23 protein-coding genes are annotated in these 19,487 nt (G+C 43.5%); 19 read left to right on the top strand and 4 right to left on the bottom strand.

What is annotated here, in order from left to right; translation table 11 throughout:
• Positions 1–208 precede the first annotated feature (208 nt).
• The 10 genes from MH117_RS17615 (at position 209) to MH117_RS17570 (ending at position 7,495) form a co-directional block, all read left to right on the top strand.
• Positions 209–1,507 (top strand): SPFH domain-containing protein, encoded by a 1,299-nt coding sequence (locus tag MH117_RS17615; RefSeq protein WP_239330669.1) that lies wholly within the window; start codon positions 209–211, stop codon positions 1,505–1,507.
• A gap of 15 nt (positions 1,508–1,522) precedes the next feature.
• Complete coding sequence (locus tag MH117_RS17610; RefSeq protein ID WP_239330668.1) at positions 1,523–2,269, top strand: hypothetical protein; 747 nt, start codon at positions 1,523–1,525, stop codon at positions 2,267–2,269.
• 31 nt (positions 2,270–2,300) lie between these two features.
• Positions 2,301–2,768 carry a hypothetical protein gene (locus tag MH117_RS17605; protein WP_239330666.1) on the top strand — a complete coding sequence of 156 codons (468 nt, stop codon included), beginning with the start codon at positions 2,301–2,303 and terminating at the stop codon, positions 2,766–2,768.
• Positions 2,769–2,925: 157 nt separating this feature from the next.
• Positions 2,926–3,273 (top strand): DUF1801 domain-containing protein, encoded by a 348-nt coding sequence (locus tag MH117_RS17600; protein ID WP_239330665.1) that lies wholly within the window; start codon positions 2,926–2,928, stop codon positions 3,271–3,273.
• Between the two features lie 155 nt (positions 3,274–3,428).
• Entirely contained in the window at positions 3,429–3,956 is a 528-nt protein-coding gene (locus MH117_RS17595) for a MarR family winged helix-turn-helix transcriptional regulator (RefSeq protein ID WP_239330664.1), read from the top strand.
• A 136-nt stretch (positions 3,957–4,092) separates the two neighbouring features.
• Positions 4,093–4,584, top strand: a complete 492-nt coding sequence (locus tag MH117_RS17590) for a hypothetical protein (RefSeq protein WP_239330663.1) — start codon at positions 4,093–4,095, stop codon at positions 4,582–4,584.
• Positions 4,581–5,459: an NmrA family NAD(P)-binding protein gene (locus MH117_RS17585; RefSeq protein WP_239330661.1), complete on the top strand. Its 879-nt coding sequence runs from the start codon at positions 4,581–4,583 to the stop codon at positions 5,457–5,459. The genes MH117_RS17590 and MH117_RS17585 overlap by 4 nt, the downstream gene beginning before the upstream one ends.
• A 302-nt stretch (positions 5,460–5,761) precedes the next feature.
• Positions 5,762–6,187 carry a DMT family transporter gene (locus MH117_RS17580; protein ID WP_239330658.1) on the top strand — a complete coding sequence of 142 codons (426 nt, stop codon included), beginning with the start codon at positions 5,762–5,764 and terminating at the stop codon, positions 6,185–6,187.
• Between the two features lie 47 nt (positions 6,188–6,234).
• Positions 6,235–6,933, top strand: coding sequence for a Crp/Fnr family transcriptional regulator (locus MH117_RS17575; protein WP_239330655.1), 699 nt, complete (start codon positions 6,235–6,237; stop codon positions 6,931–6,933).
• A gap of 82 nt (positions 6,934–7,015) precedes the next feature.
• Positions 7,016–7,495 carry a DMT family transporter gene (locus tag MH117_RS17570; RefSeq protein ID WP_239330652.1) on the top strand — a complete coding sequence of 160 codons (480 nt, stop codon included), beginning with the start codon at positions 7,016–7,018 and terminating at the stop codon, positions 7,493–7,495.
• A 148-nt stretch (positions 7,496–7,643) separates the two neighbouring features.
• Here MH117_RS17570 and MH117_RS17565 read toward each other — a convergent pair whose 3' ends face one another.
• Positions 7,644–8,210, bottom strand: coding sequence for a DUF4303 domain-containing protein (locus tag MH117_RS17565; protein WP_239330650.1), 567 nt, complete (start codon positions 8,208–8,210; stop codon positions 7,644–7,646).
• Between the two features lie 133 nt (positions 8,211–8,343).
• On the opposite strand from MH117_RS17565, the gene MH117_RS26860 reads away from it, so the two are divergent.
• The 7 genes from MH117_RS26860 to MH117_RS17535 all read left to right on the top strand — a co-directional run bounded on the left by MH117_RS26860 (position 8,344) and on the right by MH117_RS17535 (position 15,678).
• A complete protein-coding gene (locus MH117_RS26860) occupies positions 8,344–8,457 on the top strand; it encodes a winged helix-turn-helix transcriptional regulator (RefSeq protein ID WP_481857278.1) in 114 nt (37 codons plus the stop codon).
• 338 nt (positions 8,458–8,795) lie between these two features.
• Complete coding sequence (locus tag MH117_RS17560; RefSeq protein ID WP_239330648.1) at positions 8,796–10,340, top strand: extracellular solute-binding protein; 1,545 nt, start codon at positions 8,796–8,798, stop codon at positions 10,338–10,340.
• 104 nt (positions 10,341–10,444) lie between these two features.
• A complete protein-coding gene (locus MH117_RS17555) occupies positions 10,445–12,166 on the top strand; it encodes a sensor histidine kinase (protein ID WP_239330646.1) in 1,722 nt (573 codons plus the stop codon).
• Positions 12,163–13,746, top strand: coding sequence for a response regulator transcription factor (locus tag MH117_RS17550; RefSeq protein WP_239330644.1), 1,584 nt, complete (start codon positions 12,163–12,165; stop codon positions 13,744–13,746). The genes MH117_RS17555 and MH117_RS17550 overlap by 4 nt, the downstream gene beginning before the upstream one ends.
• Before the next feature lie 163 nt (positions 13,747–13,909).
• Entirely contained in the window at positions 13,910–15,019 is a 1,110-nt protein-coding gene (locus MH117_RS17545) for a DUF4855 domain-containing protein (RefSeq protein WP_239330642.1), read from the top strand.
• Positions 15,020–15,208: 189 nt separating this feature from the next.
• Complete coding sequence (locus MH117_RS17540; RefSeq protein ID WP_239330640.1) at positions 15,209–15,373, top strand: hypothetical protein; 165 nt, start codon at positions 15,209–15,211, stop codon at positions 15,371–15,373.
• A 155-nt stretch (positions 15,374–15,528) separates the two neighbouring features.
• Positions 15,529–15,678: a hypothetical protein gene (locus tag MH117_RS17535; RefSeq protein ID WP_239330638.1), complete on the top strand. Its 150-nt coding sequence runs from the start codon at positions 15,529–15,531 to the stop codon at positions 15,676–15,678.
• Here MH117_RS17535 and MH117_RS17530 read toward each other — a convergent pair.
• Together MH117_RS17530 and MH117_RS17525 are read right to left on the bottom strand one after the other, a co-directional pair.
• Positions 15,675–16,388, bottom strand: coding sequence for an SDR family oxidoreductase (locus MH117_RS17530; RefSeq protein ID WP_239330636.1), 714 nt, complete (start codon positions 16,386–16,388; stop codon positions 15,675–15,677). The two genes, MH117_RS17535 and MH117_RS17530, sit on opposite strands and share 4 nt — an antisense overlap.
• Before the next feature lie 41 nt (positions 16,389–16,429).
• Positions 16,430–16,978, bottom strand: a complete 549-nt coding sequence (locus MH117_RS17525) for an NAD(P)H-dependent oxidoreductase (protein WP_239330633.1) — start codon at positions 16,976–16,978, stop codon at positions 16,430–16,432.
• A gap of 151 nt (positions 16,979–17,129) precedes the next feature.
• On the opposite strand from MH117_RS17525, the gene MH117_RS17520 reads away from it, so the two are divergent.
• A complete protein-coding gene (locus MH117_RS17520) occupies positions 17,130–17,468 on the top strand; it encodes a winged helix-turn-helix transcriptional regulator (protein WP_239330630.1) in 339 nt (112 codons plus the stop codon).
• 169 nt (positions 17,469–17,637) lie between these two features.
• On the opposite strand, the gene MH117_RS17515 is transcribed toward MH117_RS17520, so the two are convergent.
• Positions 17,638–18,096, bottom strand: coding sequence for an Lrp/AsnC family transcriptional regulator (locus tag MH117_RS17515; protein ID WP_239330627.1), 459 nt, complete (start codon positions 18,094–18,096; stop codon positions 17,638–17,640).
• Between the two features lie 193 nt (positions 18,097–18,289).
• Here MH117_RS17515 and MH117_RS17510 point away from each other — a divergent pair, with 193 nt between their 5' ends.
• Complete coding sequence (locus tag MH117_RS17510; protein WP_285106588.1) at positions 18,290–19,435, top strand: serine hydrolase domain-containing protein; 1,146 nt, start codon at positions 18,290–18,292, stop codon at positions 19,433–19,435.
• The last annotated feature ends 52 nt before the right edge of the window (positions 19,436–19,487 follow it).

Below are 19,487 nucleotides of genomic sequence, written 5' to 3'. Positions count from 1 at the left end.
ATTATAGAGAGTATATATTTTACTAATATTAGGATGGTTCTTGCTAGGGCTGTCATCTATACTATTAAAGTAGAGCTTATATAATTATTCAGAATACAGTGTTAGAGCTGATACTATATGCTTGTGTTCCATGTGATTATAGTTGTAGGAGTTATCATGGATAGGCACTTGTCTTCTTATCAACCTGAACAGCGGAGGTATAACATGTATGGCAATTATTGATGTAATTAAATATGACGGATCACCTGAAGTGTTCGCATGGAAATATCCAAACCATGAGCTAGGAACATGGACGCAGTTGATAGTAAATGAAGCGCAGGAAGCAATCCTATATAAGGGTGGGCAGGCGCATGATCGGTTTACAGCAGGCAGACATACACTTAATACAGCTAACATTCCTATTCTCAATCACGTTGTCAATTTACCCTTTGGTGGTGATTCACCGTTTACGGCAGAGGTATGGTATGTTAATAAGCTTCATTCGCTAAATATTAAGTGGGGCACACGCTCACCTCTTCAACTGCAAGATCCAAAGTATCAGTTGTTTGTAAAAGTGCGCTCTTTTGGTCAGTTTGGCATTCAGATTATGGACGCTCGTAAATTTCTGAACAAGCTTGTTGGGACACTGTCCTTTTTTAATCAAGAGATGCTGACAGAATATTTCCGTGGTGTCTTGATGATGAACATTCACGAACATATTTCTTCCTATTTGGTACATCGAAAGATTAGCATTTTGGAAATTAACGCTTACATATCAGATATTTCAAAACATATCCAAGAGCAAGTGGCGCCAATATTTGAAGAGTATGGGATTGGCTTGCTTAACTTCTATGTTGACTCCATCAATACACCAGAAGATGATCCAGCTACGAAGCGATTACAGGAAGCGTTAGCAAAAAGGGCTGAGATGAATATTATCGGGTTCACCTATCAACAGGAGCGGACGTTTGATACACTCAGCCATGCGGCAAAGAACGAAGGCAGTATACAGTCTGATCTGATGGGAGCGGGGATTGGGCTTAGCATGGGATACGGGGTAGGTGGTACGATTGGAGGCGCGATGTCTCGGCTGTCTAGTGAGCTTAAGGTCATGGCTGACGAAAAATTGTGTCCCAAGTGTCAACGGAAAAACGAGCAGGATGCCGCTTTCTGTACGGGTTGCGGATCTCCGCTAGTAGCAAAAGACGGATCAGAGTTACCTGACGTGGTGAAATGCCAGTCTTGCGACGATTGGATGCCGCGACATACAAAGTTCTGCCCCAACTGCGGTGATCCTTATAATCCATGTTCAAAATGTGGTGCGGATAACGAGCCCAATTGCTCGCATTGTACGAAATGTGGGCAACCAATGCCCACCCCATGCAGACATTGCGGAGAGGTGATTGCTGCCAATGTCAAGTTCTGTCCACATTGTGGAAGAGAGACAGCACTGACGTGCAGCCAATGCAGTCATGATGTGGAGCAGGGGCAAAAATTTTGTGTGGAGTGCGGCCATAAGCTCACGTAGAGAGGATGCGAGGTGTTGAAACGTAATACGAGCGTCAAATGGATAACATCGGTTATTTTTTTGACCCTTATATCAGTCACAATTACGTTGTTTGTGGCCTTCAGTAAGGTCGATTTTCGTGACTTATCATGGTGGTTGTCACTAGTTTCACTAGTAACGGCAGAATTGGTTAGCTGTACGTTCACCTTCAAGCTGCTAAGCAGTGGACCTGATTTCAAGGCTGCATTCCCGAATTATTTGTCTATTGGTATGATATTATTTTTCTATAACGTGGCTGTCTTAGTTCATATTATATTGTTTTGGCTGATCCTAGACGTACCCTCTAAAGTTTATTTTTGGATTCATTTGGTTACCTTTGCTGTAGCGTTTATATTGGCCTTGTTGCTAGGCATGATCCAAACTTTTGTTGGCCGTCTGGAGAAAGATGAGCGAAAGCGTCAGCATTCAATGAAGAAACTACAAATGGTTGTGCATGGGGCACGATTGGAGCTTGAGCGCTGGGAGCATCCGGAACGGGATCAACTATTGGCATTGGTTAATAAGTTGGATGAGCAAGCCCAATATAGTGATCCAATCTCTCATTCAACTATGGTACTGGAGGAGGCACACCTGATGGAAAAAGCCGTTCGTTTGGAAGAGGGAGTGCGCTCAGCTGTGCGTGATCAGCATACTCTTTATTCCGCAGATGAACTGCGCGGTATGATTCAGGAGTTATCGAACTCGATTCAGCTCCGCAACGATCAACTGATGATACTAAAATAGAGTCGGGGGAGAATCGAAATTGAAAAGGCTAATGAAAATCTTCAGAATTAGTAATCTGATGCGTGTATTCGGAGGATTACTCCTGTTGTTTTATGGAGGGGTGCTGCTGGCCGTATTTTCAACTTGGTCAGAGCAGAATGCCAGGATTGATCTGCTTATTCTGTTTTTTATTTTATTTTTTATGCCGGGTGCGCTGCTGGTCGGGGCAGGTGCGAAGCTGGACAGGAAGTCGGAAGCGCGTCGCGCCATTCAGCAAAATGAATCGTTTACGGAAGCAACCGGGAGTTCAATTCAATCGGAAAGGGGTGAACGTGTAGACTCAGATGATGGTAAAGCACAGCGAGTAAGTTCAGCGGCAGACGTGACAGAAGCAAGTGCTACACAACCTATGAAAATGATTGTCTGTTCTAGCTGCGGTGCTCAAAACAGCTTGACACTACCGAACACAACCGCTATTTGCGAGTACTGTGGTTCTATGGTTGCAGATACGCAAGTATAAAGTGACAACTAATAGACATAGGAAATGTGTGGTCATTATTTTCAGATCAATATCACTCTGTTCTAAAAGTCTAATCGAGCCTCAACAATACTAAAGATATTTTTTATTAGTAGGTGAAATAGGGAAAAATTACATAAACTAAAAAGGAGCATGAACAATGACCCAGAATCCGGAAGTAGTCGATTTTATAGCAGCAATTAAAGAACCTTGGCAAAGGGAGTTAGCAGTTCGGCTCCGCGATGTTGTTCATCAAGCATTACCAGATGCATTGGAACGTATCCAATATAAAAAGCCTCATTTTCTGAAAAATGGGAAATACGCGGCTGTAATCTCGACGTCGAAAGATGCAGTGAGCTTTACCATTTTTAATGTAACGGGGCTCATTCTCCCAGAAGGATTGTTTGAGGGGCCTCCAGAGCGAAAAACGATCAAAATCAGGCAAGGGAATGAAGTAGATATGGATCAATTGCTAAGCTTAGTAAGACAGGCGGCTGAGACACTCTAGCTGCTTGTATGCTAATCTGATTCCTGGAAAAGGGTGCTTCAGTTTAACATTGAAGCACCCTTTTTAGGTTATCTATTATGAATAATCTAATTTTTTTCGTATGTAAAGGGAAAATAAGGGTTGACAACGAAGTAGTTAGGTACCATATTATATATATGACTAGTGAACATAATATTCCAAATGAGTATGAAGCAATTCCTTCGCTTGTCCAATTAAAGCGTCAGATCGAACGTTACGATTTGGACGTAGACGCACAGGCTGTACTTGTGGCGGCCAGACTAATGACAGCGGGAACAAAGCTCGGACATGCGGCAGAAGTCCATTTCTCCAAATTTGGTTTATCGACGGGCAGATATCGTTTGCTGGCGGACCTTGAGGATAACGCAGGGGAGGAGCTGCCTTCGCAATTAGCGGAGCATCTTGGCGTTACAAGGGCTACTGTAACGGGGCTTATCGATATTTTGGAGCGGGACGGACTTGTATCCCGTCGAGCCAGTTCTGTTGATGGTCGTCAACGTTCGGTTGTTTTGACAGAGCAGGGAGCGAAGAAGCTGCAAGACATGGCACAAGAGCACTTTGCCAGGATGGAAGCGATGGTTGGCTTGCTAAGCGTAGAGGAGCGCAGTGTGTTTCTAGATCTGTTAGGCAGGGTTACACATGGGATCTCGTCGCTGACCGATTAAGGGCGATAATTCCATTACCGCACATCAGTAAGTGTAAAATGGGCTAGTGAATCTAGCTCCTTTTTACCCCTATATAGTTAGGTTCCTAATTATATTGAAGCTGAATCATCATGGACAAGGAAGGAGAAGATTACGAATGTCTTACCCAAGCTTTTCAGAAAATAACAGGAGAGTGGAAGCAGGCTCCTCTCAGCAGTTTGTGTTATGGCGCGAAGTGATTATGGCTTATGCTGCCCCTGCGATTATGGCAGGCATCGGCGGGTTGATCACCGGTGACAAAGGGCTCCAGATAGGAGCATTGTCTTCTATTGGGGGGATGTCCGCATTCGTAGCTTTGATGGTTGGCTTTTGGCTGCAAAACCGAGGTATCCATAAACGGTGGCTTGTAAAGGCACCGCATGTTGTGGCAGTTGGAGCTTTTGCATTGTTTGGCGCCGGATTTGGGTTAGTTGCAGCTGAAGTAACAACCATGCTGCATGACTTGTGGTGGCCGAACAGCTACATAGTCTGGTTTAGCCGAGTTGGCATTGATTTCCCGTTATCTACTACGATAGCGTGTGTGAGTGTAACTTGGCGATGGCATTCCACAGTCCGCACAAAATCATCTAAAGGAGAGAAACAAAAATGATTATTATCGTTGGTGCAACAGGGACAATAGGAAACGCATTGTTACGTCGTTTAACACAGTTCGGAGTTCCTGTACGAGCTCTAAGCAGAGAACCTGAGAAGCTTGTAGCCCGTCTCGGAAAGTTGGCTGAGGAGCTGGATCAGTCTTTGATTGAGGTAGCTGCTATGGATGCCTCTGATCCACAATCGATGCGAAGCGCTTTTGCAGGGGGCAGTCAGTTATTCCTTGCCATGTCCAACAGCCCAAAGCAGATTGAATTGGAGACTTCAGTTATACGTATCGCCAAAGAGATGGGAATCAATCATATTGTGAAAATATCAAGCCCGGCGTATGATCTCAGCGCACCGGTGGAGGTAGCAAGGTGGCATCAAGAAATTGAATGGGTCTTGTACGAATCAGGTATTACGCATACGATACTGCGGCCCTATGCATTTATGCAAAACTTATTAAGGCAGGCATCTACAGTAAAGGCTGCCAATATGTTCTTTGGATCAATGGGGAATGCAGCCTGCAACTTTATTGATTGTCGAGATATTGCCGACGTTGCTGCCCAAGTATTAACAAAAAAAGAGTGGGCAGGACAAATTCACACGCTCACTGGTTCGGAGGTGTTCAGCTACCCCGAAGTTGCGGACCGATTGACGGCTCTGCTTGACCGCCCTATTCGTTACATGAACCTTTCGCCTGAAAAACACCGCACGGATCTAATCGAACTGGGTCAGTTGCCGCCTTGGCTTGCCAACCATGTGGTCGAAATTCAAGCGATGTCTGTGGCGCTGCCGGAAAAGCCCACAAGTGCGGTGAAGAAAATAATAGGCAGAGATCCGCGTACGCTGGATGCATTTCTTCAAGAACATGTGGAACATTTCCGGTAGGTGCGACTTAATAGGGAATCATCGGCTCTAATAGTTCAATTATTTTCAAAGATCAGGCTTTACTGTGCTCAACTACTATAGTTTAATCTTCTGAACTCTAGCATTGCTGTTAAAGCGATGCTAGAGTTTTTTTACGGAAATAATCGTACTATTGGGTAATGCGAGAATAAGTAGAATTTTATGAACAATACAAATTTATCATGAATGCGTATGCTTAAACGAAATTCAGGACATATGTCCTTTCCCAAATACTTGGATTTATCTTTTAATAAGAAATAAATCCAATTGGAGGAGCAAGGAACATGAAAGGAATTGTATTTGGATTGTTGGCAGGTGCTTTTATTACACTGCAGGGAGTAGCTAATTCGCGGATTAGCCAAGATATCGGTACTTGGCAAGCGGCAACAATTACTCAATTTACGGGCTTTGTGGTAGCATTACTTATCTTGCTGTTTGTCCGAGATGGAAGTTGGCACCAATTCAAGCAAGTGAAGCCGTTATATATGTCAGGCGGGGCCTTCGCAGCGATTATTATTTTCAGCAATGTCACGGCTATCCATCAGATTGGTGTTACCCTAATGATATCAGCGCTCTTGATTGCTCAATTAAGCTTAACTTTTATTGTGGATAGTACTGGATGGTTTGGTGTCGTAAAACAAAAGATGCGACTGCCACAGTTTATCGGGATCGGGATGATGATCGCTGGTGTTGTCATACTAAAATTATAAATCGATAAGCGGTAAATAGCTCGGATGAGAGAAAGGGGAGGTCGTGTGTGAAAGAAATAAAGGATCGTGAGCTGCTGCATCATTACTTGCAGGCTTATCAGATTGATTCCATATTTAATGAAGAGGTTGAACCTAACTTATCCCTGTACAGCTATCATCAAGGGGAATTGATCTGTTCACAAGGAGATCCAGCTCAACACCTATACATGCTTGTAAAAGGGAAAGTAAAAGTGTACACGACTTCAGCGGAAGGAAAAGCACTTATCCTCTCCTTTAAGAAGCCATTAGAGGTGATTGGGGATATTGAATATGTACGAGGAACTGACATTGTAAATACGGTTGAGGCGGTATCTCCAGTCCATATTATTGTGGTTCACCAGCGGTGGCTTAGCAAATATGGAAAAGACAACGCACCGCTGCTTCGTCTGTTACTCGAGATCATTACACGGAAATTTTGTATCAAATCCAATTCTTTAAGCTTTAATTTGATGTATCCCGTGGAAGTTCGGATTGCCAGCTATTTATTGTCTGTTTCCTTTGATGAATCAGATCCATTATTAACAGGGCAAATCAGTCCTATCAGTTTGAAGGATGCGGCTAATTTGATTGGGACGAGTTACAGGCATCTGAATCGGATAATTCACAAATTTTGCGAGGAAGGTCTGATCGAACGCCATAAAGGAACAATCGTAGTCAAAGATCGAGGAGGATTAAGCGCACTCGCTAATCATAATATTTATGAATAAGCTTGCTTTTAAGAAGTACGTCCGTAAGGCGTAGATCAGATAAACTGATGAGATCACACCATAGCAGATGAGAGGTTTTTTTATGATAATAGGCTTGTTATTAGCATGTATGGCAGGTACGTTAGTGGGCTTGCAAAATATTTTTAATAGCAAAGTAAATGAAAAAGCGGGCACTTGGACAACGACAACGCTGGTGTTAGGGATGGGGTTCCTGGCCTCGATGACGATGGGACTTATCTTTGAAGGGCAACAGCTATTTATACTGGACCATATGCAATTATGGTACTGGTTCAGCGGCATTATCGGAGTTGGCGTTGTGACTTGTCTGGTACAAGGGATAAAGCGGCTTGGGCCTACGTATGCTGTTTCCATTATGATGACCTCACAATTAGGAACTGCTTTGTTATGGGACTCGTTTGGTTGGCTAGGTTTAGAGAAGGTTCCTTTTACTTTTAATAAGTTAATTGGAGTTCTGGTTATTGTGGGGGGGATTGTTGTATTTAAAGTAGGCGGGAATACGCTTAGTTATCGTGCAGCTAAAATGATCTCTAATAGCTCATAAAACAGGACGAACATCAGCTGTTCTTATCTAATCGTTCATGGAGCATCAAAGTTAAGCAAACGAAATCCGACTAGAGAGATGTAATGGTGAGTATCATATTAAAAAATGGCTCCATTCGGGTGGATCACAGCACAGGAGGGGAAAGGTGCTAGTCGCACCATTCCTCCAACCATGCGGTGTACTCTTTTATGACAGGGGCTGAGTTTAGCCGGCTGATCATTTTTAAAGAAGAGTTTCGATCAAACTCATAGTCTGTAACTGAGAATAGGACGATAATGTCGTTCTTGGAAATATTAGAAAAGAAGTTGGCACGGACCAATTCTTCTAGCACTTCGATACATGTATCATATAAAGTATCTCTGAACGAAACGAAGCTGGCGTCATTATCATCATCAGATTCTTCTGCATTTAGAATATAGTTCCTTAGTTTTGTGCAGATGCTTTCAAATGCTTGATCTGCTCCCTGTGCTTCAAATGCCCATTCCGCAGGCTCGTACTTGTAATAGAGTGCCTGGTCCGGTTCTTCTTTAACTGCATGATTCAAATGCTGGATCGTATTCATGGACGGACACACTGTCATGGCACCTTCATCGCTGTATAGCGCAAAGCTGATGATGGGATTGTGCGGGTTATTGTTGTAAATCTCACTGAAGGCCTGCACCGCTGCATCTTTAATCTCTTGCTTAAGCAAGACAAAATCGAAATCGGATTTCATTGGGAATCCCCCTTCAAAGTTATGAGCATATATAAATCATTTGATCACCTAAATCATAGTATTATAGTATCATCATTTCACTAGTAGCGCTCAAGGAGATGGCCGGTATCATAAATCACTATGCCTAACCCGGATTCCACCTCGGGTAGAATATGAGTTAACAGAAAGGGGAGAGAAGCTAAGCGGGATTATTGAGCAGCTGCAGGAATGGGAAATGTTGTTTCAAACGTCAGCTCATGATAATTGAGAGGTTGGTCAAGCTTAATCTTTATGAGCATGTTGAATATTATAAGATACGGCCAAGAAGAGACTGCCTGCCAAGACGCAGAGTATCTCTTTTTTAGTTTGTATGGGCAAACGTAAAGCAGATTTGAACAAAGGTCAAACAATATTGTATGCGCTTACTAAAATGTATTATACTTTGATAGTATGTCTGATAGGACAAAAGTCTGCCTATCCTAATTTTTTAGGAATCAGATTATAGAGGAATTGATTCATAAAGTTCAACCCAAGATGGCACATATAAGAACCATAAGGAGGCGGTTGTAATTAATTCTGTACAAAAATGGAAGGGTGATCTTTACGGTGGTACGGATTCGTAGAGAGACAAACTACCTATTTATCAGTATTTACCTGGTTGTGTTTATCGGTTTATTTGTTGCATTTTTCCCTAAGTTTGCCCCGATCTTTACGGGAGTTCCCTCTAACAAAACTTCGCATGGTCAGCATCCCGTTTCTATTGTTATTAATAGTCTAAGCTTTACTTATCCAGACGGTTTGGATGAAAATCATAATCCCTATTTGACCTATATCGAAGAGCAAACGGGGTTAAACATCGATGTTTATATGCCACCTGTAACAAGTTATGAGGATACGCTTCACACCTTAATTTCATCAGATACGAATCTTCCGGATATGCTTAGTATTTATTCTAAAGTTCGGCTATCTACTTACGTCCAGCAAAATAAGTTAATGCCGCTTGAGGATTGGATTGAAAAATACGGACCTGATTTAAAGCGTGTTATCCCGCAAGAGGCTTGGGACCAGGTTACATTTGACGGGCACATTTATGCAATCCCCAGCAGTTATCTCGTGAATGGAAATGAACTTATGTATGTAAGGCAAGATTGGCTGGACAAGTTGAAGCTGCCACGTCCCGTAACGCTTAATGATTATAAGCGGGTCATTAAGGCGTTTACGACTAATGATCCGGATGGCAATGGCAAGCATGATACTTACGGGTTATCCATGTTGGCTGGCTTGCAGTACACTTCTCCATTGTTTGGTGCATTTGGCATCCAACTGAACCAGTGGACGGAAAGAAATGGCGAACTTGTATTTGCCAACACACTACCTGAGATGAAAGAAGCACTGTCTTTTTTTAAGGAGCTGTACCAAGAGAAATGGATCGATCCTTACTTCCCGCTCCACACAAGACAGACGATGTTGGCGAACATTGAACACGGTAAAATCGGGTTGTTCGCTGGTGCCTGGTATGATACACGCGGAGCGATCGCCAATAATATTAAAAAGGACCCGAAAGCGCGCTGGGTTTCACTGGATTATCCGGTCGGTAAGAATGGTAAACAGGGGGTGGAAGGATCAAGACTCGTTCATGGCTACCAAGTCATTACACGTGGAAGTGACCATTCGGCTGATGTCATTCGGCTGCTGAATTTTATCGCAGGCAAGGGAAGAGAGACCCTAATATTAGGGTTCGAGCATCAAGTATGGACTCGAAAGAACGGTGAGATCATAACCAATTTTAAAGAGCATGACAAGCATCTATATAGGGGCATCTATTCTTCGTTAGTAAATGTCCACGATCCAAAGCTGCAAAAAATGCGTCTGGACTCTTACGGTAAGCATTATCAGCTTTACGATAATATTCAAAGGGTGGAAAAGCATGCTGTTCGTGATCTGTTCTGGGGCCCCTCGACGCCTACCATGCAGAAAAAATGGAATGCATTAAATGAAATGCAGTATGATTTTATTAACATCATTGTTGGAGTGGAGCCAATCGAATCTTTTGATGCTTATGTAGGGCGATGGAGGATGTACGGCGGCAGCCAAATTACAAAAGAGGTAAATGCTTGGTATAAAACCGTGCCGCAGAGGGTTCAGCAATGAAGATGTTCGCCTATGCATATGATAAGTTTCTTCAGAACTCACATGTACGCCTCACCGCTTATTTCCTTCTCGTTCTCCTCCCTCTAGTTATGGTAAGTCTATACGTGAATAATCGGGCCAATCACATTATTGTTAAGCAAGCAAACGAGCAGAATATGCACAAGCTCGAGTCGGTAATGAACAATTTGGAGCTGACCGTACAGCATGTGGATGTGTTATCGAATCTGATTGCTACAAATGCGAAAGTACTAGACATGATGGCGATTCAAGAGACGGAATTGTCACCGCTAACAATTGTAAAATATAGCGAACTTCTTAGAGAGCTTGGCAATATTACGGCTGTAAGTCAAGTGGTCTCCCAAATTACGATATACCATGCAGAGACAAATACGATTATTTCGACAAAGTTCGGTGGACGGCGCGTAGATGAAGCAGCGGAGCAGGCGTGGATAGCAAGACTAGTGGCGCAATCTAGTCAACGAACAACCGTTTTGATGCCTGAACATAAGAAAGAAAACAGATGGTCAGCTGACCAATTAATTGCAGCAGATACCCTTTCCTTTTCACGATTATTAGATCTGTCTCAGAGCGGGGAGGCACCAAGCCTAATCATAATGACCCTGCACAAAAATAAGCTTGCCGCGATTCTTAAGCCTTTGCTAACGTCTCAACATACTAGCGTTGTATTAAGAAATAGAGAGGGCCATACAATAGCTGCAGCTCCAGATAAGATTCAGAAGGATAACGCGATCACAGAGCTGGAGAGGCTGAAAGTGAGTGTTGATTCCCCACAGTATGCATGGAGTTTAGAAGTGATGCTGCCCTACGAGGAGATTTACGAGGAAACAAAGACGATGCGTCAGTATACGTACTTAATTATTATAAGCAGTCTGCTGCTGGCTTTGTTTATTTCGTGGGGGATCTACAATCGCATCGCTGCTCCTTTATGGCAGCTAACGGATGCCATGAAAAGTCTTATTGGGGGCCATTACGATATTCGATTGAGGACCAGGAGAAAAGATGAGTTTGGATACCTCATGCATGCATATAATCGAATGGCCTCACATCAAAAGCATCTCATTCAAGATCATTACGAGCAGCAGCTGCGGATCGTACAAACGGAGCTTTCATTTCTGCAATCGCAGATTAATCCACATTTCTTGTATAACACATTGGATTCCATATACTGGACGGCGCAAAATTACGAGGCAGAGGAAATCAGCGAGATGGTGCTGAATTTGTCTCAATTTTTCAGACTAAGTCTGCATAAAGGCAAAGATACGTTTACAGTTGCTGAAACGATAGAGCATCTCAATTATTATATTCGGATACAGCAGGCGAGATTCTTGGACAGTTTCCAAGTGAAGTACGAGGTTCAAGAAGCATGCAAGTCGATTCCTGTATTAAAGCTGCTCCTGCAGCCCTTAGTTGAAAATGCCGTTATACATGGACTCGAGAAAAAGAGAAGCGGAGGGATGTTGATCGTGTCCGGCTATGTTCAGGGGGGACTCCTGATCCTGTCCGTGCATGACAACGGGAGTGGCATACAAGCAGATAGACTTCAACATATCCATCAAGCTTTACAAGAGATTGCGGATGAGGTCAGCCCATTATCTTATTTGAAAGCATCCGATACGGGTTTATACGGACTTCGTAATGTATGCTCACGCATGAAAATGTATTATGGCAAAGAGGCACGGCTTATATGTACTAGCGAGTGGGGGATGGGCACCAAGGTGACGATGATGCTTCCCCTTAATCCTGCAGGCAAGACGTCCATATCAGCTAGCCACGAATATTCATTTGATCAGGAGCGCGTTATATGAAGCTGCTTATTGTGGAGGACGAGATTCGATTATTGGATAATTTAGCCCGCATGTCGTGGGACAAGCACAGTATCGACATGATAGGGACGGCACGTAACGGAGAGGAGGCTCTGCTGCAAATCAAGCGAAAGCAGCCAGATATAATGTTGATGGACATCCAGATGCCTGGAATGGATGGACTTGCCCTGGCGCGTCTGGTCGGTTGTCAATATCCTCATATCAAGCTCATTATATTAAGCGGCCATGACAACTTTAATTATGCCCAGACCGCAATTGAGTTGGGGGTATTTAAATATTTGCTGAAACCAGCAGGCGAAATGTCCATTCTACAGGCTGTGATGGATGCGGCACATCGCGTGCACAACGAATTCATAGAACGAAGCAACCGTGTATGGCTGGAGCAGAGATGGACGCAATTCTTGCCTGTATTAAACCAGCATTTCTATGAGAACCTGACATACGGCCATTACATTCAAGAAGAGATAGCAGTGTTTAAGGAATCGTTAAAGCTGGATATTGATGTAAATGCCCATTATGCGTTAATCATTCTGGATATAGACCTGATGGAGCGACATGAGCCAGGTGAACGGATGTCTTCAGACCAGTTTATGTATCTCATTAAAGAGATGCTGCCGGCTACCACATATTACTTGTGCAAAGATAAGCAGGATTGTATTGTCGCAATAGCCAAAATCGAGGGAAACGAGGACGTGCGCCAAGAGTTATTGTATGTTCATACCACGATTGAGAAGCTGCTTAGCCACATCACCCAGTGTCTGCAGGTTTCTGTCAGCGCGGGGATTAGTGCTCAAGTTGGGGGCCTTCATGAATTGTACCCCTTATACGTTCAAGCTTCCAAGGCATTGCAGCATCGAATTCTTTATGGAGGAGGCATTGCGATCCCTTACGTTGAACCAGATATTCATGCAGGTGCTGAAGCAAGCGCGTCCCAACAAGCGGATAAGCGCCTTGAGATGGCCTTGAATGCGGCAGATGGGGAGTTAGCAATGCAAGCGATAGCCGATATGTGGGCGAATTTACATGCGTCAAAGGCATCTTATGAGGTGATCATGGAGCAGCTCATGTATATTACAGGGATACTGACCTTATTTATACGCAGGCACGGCTGGTCCGTACAGGAAGTAGTGGGTTCAGACTTTAAGTATCTTCATGACTTGAAGCTGTTGACTACTCCTGAACAAATGTACCAGGTACTGCAGCATTCGGTAAACCAGATTGTATCCTATTCGTTGTGCCACGGCAAAAAGGCTGTTCACAAAACGGTACAGGACATAATGGACTTGCTGGATTCTGATCTAGAGCAAGAGTATACGCTGCATACTGTTGCTGACCGATTCTATGTCAATTCTTCTTACTTAAGTCGGTTATTTAAGCAAGAAACAGGGGTTTCTTTTTCAGTATACGTATTGGAGCGAAAGATGGAGCGGGCCAAATCTGCATTGATGGACGGAGCTAAAGTATATGATGCGGCCTCGATGATTGGGTATCGAGACGTCAGTTACTTCACAAAAATTTTCCGCAAATATTGGGGTGTCACGCCTAGTCGTATCAAGCAATAGGGGAAAAGCATGAATAGAGTAAGATTCTGTCATCATATCACCGAATGATGTCATTCGTGTCTAGTATTACGCTTGGGCTAATCCTAGTAAGCTTAATGTATGCCTTTCATCCATACAGACATCGGTGAATCGCAAATCATTATTTTACAAAGGAGTCGAAGCTATGAATACAAGAATTTCAAATCGATCAGGTAAGACATGGTTTTCCATGATGCTGACAGTGATGTTGACACTTAGTTTGTTTTCAGGCTTGTTTGGTGGCATAGAAGCCCATGCAGCCAAAGAAGAACGTGAGGAAATGGAGAGCCGGGCTAGTAGTTCTCTTTCCGCTAAAAATGCTGCATTTTTGTATAGTGGTTATTTTGATAATAATACGTATTATGCGCCGTATGATACCAATGATCTCACTCGATTTGATACGGTCAAACGATTTATTATTAGCAGTGGCTTTCAAAATACGATAGACAACTATGAGGATCGTAAATTGATTAAGTACGTGGATCAAACCGTTGATACGATTACAGACGCTAATAGTTCCTACCGAGCTGTTCTTCCGCTTCCTGTACATGACAAGAACATACGTGACACTGAGGTAGATCGGTTATTCGACAAATATGTGGACTATATGAATGAAATGAAAAACAAACTGGGATCAAATTGGGGCACGGTAGCGGGTTTCTATTATCCCAATGAAGCAATCTATTACTTCGGTAGTAAAGACTACCGTTACTCCCAAATTAAAAACCAGCCGCAAGTAAAACTACTGGAGAAGATTGCAAAATACATCAATGACAGTGCTGAGATGAAAGGCGCAAGATCATTGGTGTGGGCGCCTTATTTCGGTTATGGAGACAACAACACAAGGGTTGTAGAGACGATTGCTTATATGGTTGATGAGACGGAAATTTTTGACCGCGTGTACATCCAACCACATCATTATTTCGAAAGTGCACCTGAAAATTTAGATCCGATCTATGACAGTGTAAAGGCGGATAAGATCTATGGATACAATGGTGAATTAGTTGCCAAGAAACATCTAGGTTATACGACGGTTGGGATTCAAATGGAGATTGACCGCAAGTATTTTGAGTCTTCCAGCTACAAGAAAAGATATCAGGATACGACCGATAAATTTAAGCGTTTAGAAGACGATGATAAATATTTTAGCTTCTATTTAGGTGCCAAAGGTACGGTTGATCGAAATGGAAATGCCGTACAAACTAATGATCGTTTCAAAGCAACTATTGATGAAATAAACAATTTTTATAACTAATTTTATTTGTGAAAAAGTGAGCTCCTGTTATATGGGGCTTGCTTTTTTTTTGTGTACTTCAAGTGGTGTGAACAACGCAAATGTTGTTCTGATTCTAGCATCTCCGCGCATGCAGTGTTTTCTTCATTAAAGGAATTGTGATGGGAGTGTCAAAGAATATATAGAGACAGGACTACAGTACCATTATGGGTGACTGCATTGGAATTTGCTTCAGTGCCAGAAGCAGCTAGTTTGGATATGTGCTCACTTATCGATGCGATCGAAAAGAAATGTCAAGAGGCGGAAGATGACGAGGAACAATTCGAGTACGATTCCAAACATAAAAAAATATTGAGGTTGCTTCACACCAATTAGGGTGAAATTTGATGGTGTTCTATACCCCCTATATCTAACGCTTAGATGTTTCTTTCATTATGGACTTTCTAAGAAAGTGTGATCATAACAATAGGGTAGAAGAGTGGTACTTCAATAATTATAAAAGCGACCCTGTGAAAGAAAGATAAGGAGTAATGATCGATGTAGTGCATAACCCGGAAGAGATTCTTTATTACGCACAGCAATTTGCTATTCGGGATCTTAACCAACAGCCGCTAATCCCTCTGGGATTAACGGCTGTTAGCATTTTTAGAAGTGTGTTTTTCCCAGTCCGGCTGGCTTAGATCAAGATATGGCCGCCTTCGACATGAAGCACGGTGCCCGTTACAAAGCTATTTTGCAGCAGATAAAGTACACTTTGTGCAACGTCTTCCGCACGGCCGACACGGTTCACGGGCAGCTTACTGCCAAGCGTCGCATAAAATTGACTGCGAGCTTCTTCCGACATTTTGCTGCGTGCAGGCGTATCAATGATACCCGGAGATACAACATTGACCCGAAGTGGAGCCAATTCTAAAGCCAGGGTCTGGCCCAGATTTGACACGGCAGCATTAACAGCACCAAGTGCTGAGGAGCCCACCATTGATTTGTAGGCGACTACACCAGAGAACAAGGTAATCGAACCGTCAGGGCGAATGTGAGGTGCAGCATATTTAGCTGCGTAATATTGACCCCAGAATTTATTTTCAAACAGTTGTCTGGACTGAGAGGTATCCGTATGAAGGAACGGACCGCCTGATGTTTCTGCCGCGGTTACCACAAGGTGGTCGAAATGGCCTACTTGATTAAAGAAAGCTTGTACTTGTTCCTCATGTGTTGTATCAACAGTTAAGGCTGTTGCTTGAGGGCCTAATTGAGCTTGAGCCGCTTTTAATTTTTGATCGGAACGGCTGGCGATAATCACTTCTCCACCTTGAGCGATAACTTGCTTAGCTGTTTCATATCCGATACCGGAGCTGCCGCCGATGATGACTACTTTTTGACCTTGTAACATGTTAATTCCTCCTAAATGTTATATAGTTATCGGTTCATTAGTTATCCGAGTGTCGCTTGCAAATGCTGTTTAAGATTAGTAATAAACGTATCAATTTGAGGGTTTTTGATGACGTCAAAACAAGTGAAGCTCTCGACAGGTGACATGCCAAGAAAGCTATGAATACGATGCAGATGGCTTAACGCTTCATCCAGACTGCTTCCATTAAAGAATTGAGCAGAATCGTTAAATGCTGCCTCAGGAGCATTCCAGGTTGTGGACAGCATATATTTTTTATCCGTTAACATGCCGCCTCTGCCGTATTGATCCGCACCTTTGAAGAATGAACCGTAAGCATATACCTCATCCATGTATGTTTTTAATAGGCCTGGGACACTGAACCAATAGATTGGGGTTTGATAAATGACGACATCAGCCCATAGAAACTTCTGCTGTTCCTCGTCGATATGGTAACCTTCCTGAATCACAGTCGTTTGCACCTGATTGTGTTTGCTTAAGAAACTTGCCATGTGTTCAAACAAGGTACGGTTTAACTTGCCTTCTGATGAGCGATATTTCTGATGACCGTTAATAATAAGTATATTTCTCAACTGGATCAGCTCCTTGTGTAGTGGGTGAGTATAGTATATGGGTAGTTAATATACTTTGGGAAGTAGTGATATTTATATCATATAGTTTCCATTAAGATACTATTGTGTTACACTTGGATAAATGAAGTTGCAAAAGAAATGAGGAACTCTGATGAGTGACGAAGGACAAGTTACTTTGACTAAAGGGACGCCCGGTCAGCAATGCCCGATTGCTAAAACACTTGATGTGATTGGAACAAAATGGACATTTTTAATTATCCGTGATTTGCTTATAGAGGGAACGATGCGATTTAGCGATCTACTCAGATCCATGGATGGAATCAGCCCGAAGACACTCTCATTGCGTCTAAAAGAATTAGAGGAGCATGGGGTAGTTATAAGAGAAGTGTTTCCAGAAGTTCCGCCGCGTGTGGAGTACACATTAACGGAGAAAGGCAAGCGCTTAGAAGGGATTTTTATTGAGTTAAAGCGATTTGGACTAGATTTGTAATAACTGTTGAAAGGAAGACAGCGTCCATCAAATTTATGTGCGTTAAACGTTTATCTTATTAATAGTCTAAAAAGTAAGATAGAAATAATTGAATATCCAACTAGCTGTCGCAGGAATCCGGCTCCAATGCCGGATTCCTTTTTGTGCTGCCTACTGCATAACGAGGATACTAGTCCAGCAAATTGAAACTGTTGTCTGGAATCGTAGGAATTAAAAACTTGTGATCAATCGGAGCAGACATCACGATAAGAATCGTATATGTTCCATACTTGTCACATTGATTGCCGAATTCCTCCAGGGATTGCGTAGAGCTGCTTATGACCTTTAACAAGTAATTATGCTCACCACTTATGCGGTAACATTCGACCACATCAGGGTTTGAGCGGCAAAAGTCAAGGAAGGGATGGCATTCTCGCGTTCGAACCAGCATGTAAGCAGCAGCATGTTTCCCGATTTTTTCCGGAGACACGATTGTACGGTACTCGGTAATGATGCCTCGCTCTTCCATTCTTCTCACTCGTTCCGTAACTGCCGGCTGAGATAATCCCACATTTTTGCCAAGTTCGGTCATGGACATTCTAGCTTGGCTTTGCAGATGAGAGAGGATTTGTTTATCAACGTGGTCCATCGTGATCGGCTCCTTTATATTTAAGCAATATACATAAAACTAACTTGATTTTTAATGTTACAAGGTTAATTTAACTTAGTCGGCTTATGTAAGCAAGCGAACAACATTTATATAATTAACTCATGATCGTAAAGCGGTCAACGCTTTAATGATGGAGAGAGGATGAAGGATGTTGAATAAAACACCAAAAACTATGCACAATTTAGCAAGGTTAATCGATGAAGTAACCGATCGTACCATTACGGACAAACGTTTGATCGGTACCGTCATTCAAGTGGCAATAGATGGTGCGCTTGTATATAGCAGAGCTGCGGGGCTGGCAGATCGCGAGCGCAAGCGCCCAATGGAGGAAAATGCATTGTTCCGGCTTGCCTCGGTTTCTAAGCCGATCGTATCAACGGCGGCTCTTGTTCTGGTGGCACAAGGCCAACTGAAACTCGACGATCATGTGGATCACTGGCTGCCTCTGTTTCAGCCGAAGCTGCAGGACGGTACTATTCCGGCTATTACGATTCGTCAGTTGATGACGCACACTGCGGGATTGACCTATCGTTTCTTTCAAGAAGAGAACGGTTCATATCATCATGCAGAGGTCTCAGATGGGATGGATCTTGTTGAGTGGACACTGGAGGAAAATTTGTATCGTATTGCCTCGACTCCACTCCTCTACACACCAGGAACAGAATGGAAGTATTCCATTGCAACAGATGTACTCGGTGCTGTGATAGAGAAAGTGACAGGGCTTTCGCTTGGCGAAGCCGTGCGCACATTAGTAACCGATCCTCTTGGTTTACGCGATACAGGCTTTGTGGCAAGCGACCCGGCCCGGCTGGCTGTCGCATATGCCAATGACGTTCCGGAGCCTAGACGGCTAGGCGACGCGGATCGTATTGCTTTCCTCGAGGGTACGGCCGGCTTCCGGCTTGATCCTCGCCGTGCGCTTGATCACACCGCCTTCCCATCTGGCGGTGCTGGCATGGTAGGCAGCGCAGGTGATTTTATGCGCCTGCTGGAAACGCTGCGTCAGGGCGGAGCGCCGCTGCTGCCGGAAGCGCTTGTGCGGGAACTGACGAAGAACCAGATCGGTGACTTGCCAATGGCCTATTGGCCAGGTCGCGGCTTCGGACTCGGCATCACGGTGCTGAAGGACCCCGTCGCAGCAAATACACCGGAATCACCAGGCACCTGGCGCATGGGTGGCACTTATGGACATTCGTGGTTCGTCGATCCTCAGCGCAAGCTAAGCGTAGTGGCATTTACTAATACGGCTTTAGAAGGCATGTCAGGACAATTCACGATTGATTTATGCCAAGCCGTGTATGACGGTATAAGTGGATAACGTATGGAACAGACAAGAACCTGCATGCGATATTAATCGGTTTAGGCGCTGT

Origin of the sequence: Paenibacillus sp. ACRRX (assembly GCF_022346885.1) — a bacterium.
Lineage (GTDB): Bacteria > Bacillota > Bacilli > Paenibacillales > Paenibacillaceae > Paenibacillus_B.
Note: the sequence above shows the minus strand (reverse complement) of the source record. Positions and strands in the feature narration are given on the sequence as shown.

What these genes read in the sequence shown, in the direction of transcription:
- MH117_RS17615 (WP_239330669.1), top strand. Translation starts at nt 209, where the DNA reads ATGGCAATTATTGATGTAATTAAATATGACGGATCACCTGAAGTGTTC.
- MH117_RS17605 (WP_239330666.1), top strand. Translation starts at nt 2,301, where the DNA reads ATGAAAATCTTCAGAATTAGTAATCTGATGCGTGTATTCGGAGGATTA.
- MH117_RS17600 (WP_239330665.1), top strand. Translation starts at nt 2,926, where the DNA reads ATGACCCAGAATCCGGAAGTAGTCGATTTTATAGCAGCAATTAAAGAA.
- MH117_RS17595 (WP_239330664.1), top strand. Translation starts at nt 3,429, where the DNA reads ATGACTAGTGAACATAATATTCCAAATGAGTATGAAGCAATTCCTTCG.
- MH117_RS17590 (WP_239330663.1), top strand. Translation starts at nt 4,093, where the DNA reads ATGTCTTACCCAAGCTTTTCAGAAAATAACAGGAGAGTGGAAGCAGGC.
- MH117_RS17585 (WP_239330661.1), top strand. Translation starts at nt 4,581, where the DNA reads ATGATTATTATCGTTGGTGCAACAGGGACAATAGGAAACGCATTGTTA.
- MH117_RS17580 (WP_239330658.1), top strand. Translation starts at nt 5,762, where the DNA reads ATGAAAGGAATTGTATTTGGATTGTTGGCAGGTGCTTTTATTACACTG.
- MH117_RS17570 (WP_239330652.1), top strand. Translation starts at nt 7,016, where the DNA reads ATGATAATAGGCTTGTTATTAGCATGTATGGCAGGTACGTTAGTGGGC.
- MH117_RS17565 (WP_239330650.1), bottom strand. Translation starts at nt 8,210, where the DNA reads ATGAAATCCGATTTCGATTTTGTCTTGCTTAAGCAAGAGATTAAAGAT.
- MH117_RS17550 (WP_239330644.1), top strand. Translation starts at nt 12,163, where the DNA reads ATGAAGCTGCTTATTGTGGAGGACGAGATTCGATTATTGGATAATTTA.
- MH117_RS17545 (WP_239330642.1), top strand. Translation starts at nt 13,910, where the DNA reads ATGAATACAAGAATTTCAAATCGATCAGGTAAGACATGGTTTTCCATG.
- MH117_RS17535 (WP_239330638.1), top strand. Translation starts at nt 15,529, where the DNA reads ATGATCGATGTAGTGCATAACCCGGAAGAGATTCTTTATTACGCACAG.
- MH117_RS17530 (WP_239330636.1), bottom strand. Translation starts at nt 16,388, where the DNA reads ATGTTACAAGGTCAAAAAGTAGTCATCATCGGCGGCAGCTCCGGTATC.
- MH117_RS17520 (WP_239330630.1), top strand. Translation starts at nt 17,130, where the DNA reads ATGAGTGACGAAGGACAAGTTACTTTGACTAAAGGGACGCCCGGTCAG.
- MH117_RS17515 (WP_239330627.1), bottom strand. Translation starts at nt 18,096, where the DNA reads ATGGACCACGTTGATAAACAAATCCTCTCTCATCTGCAAAGCCAAGCT.
- MH117_RS17510 (WP_285106588.1), top strand. Translation starts at nt 18,290, where the DNA reads ATGCACAATTTAGCAAGGTTAATCGATGAAGTAACCGATCGTACCATT.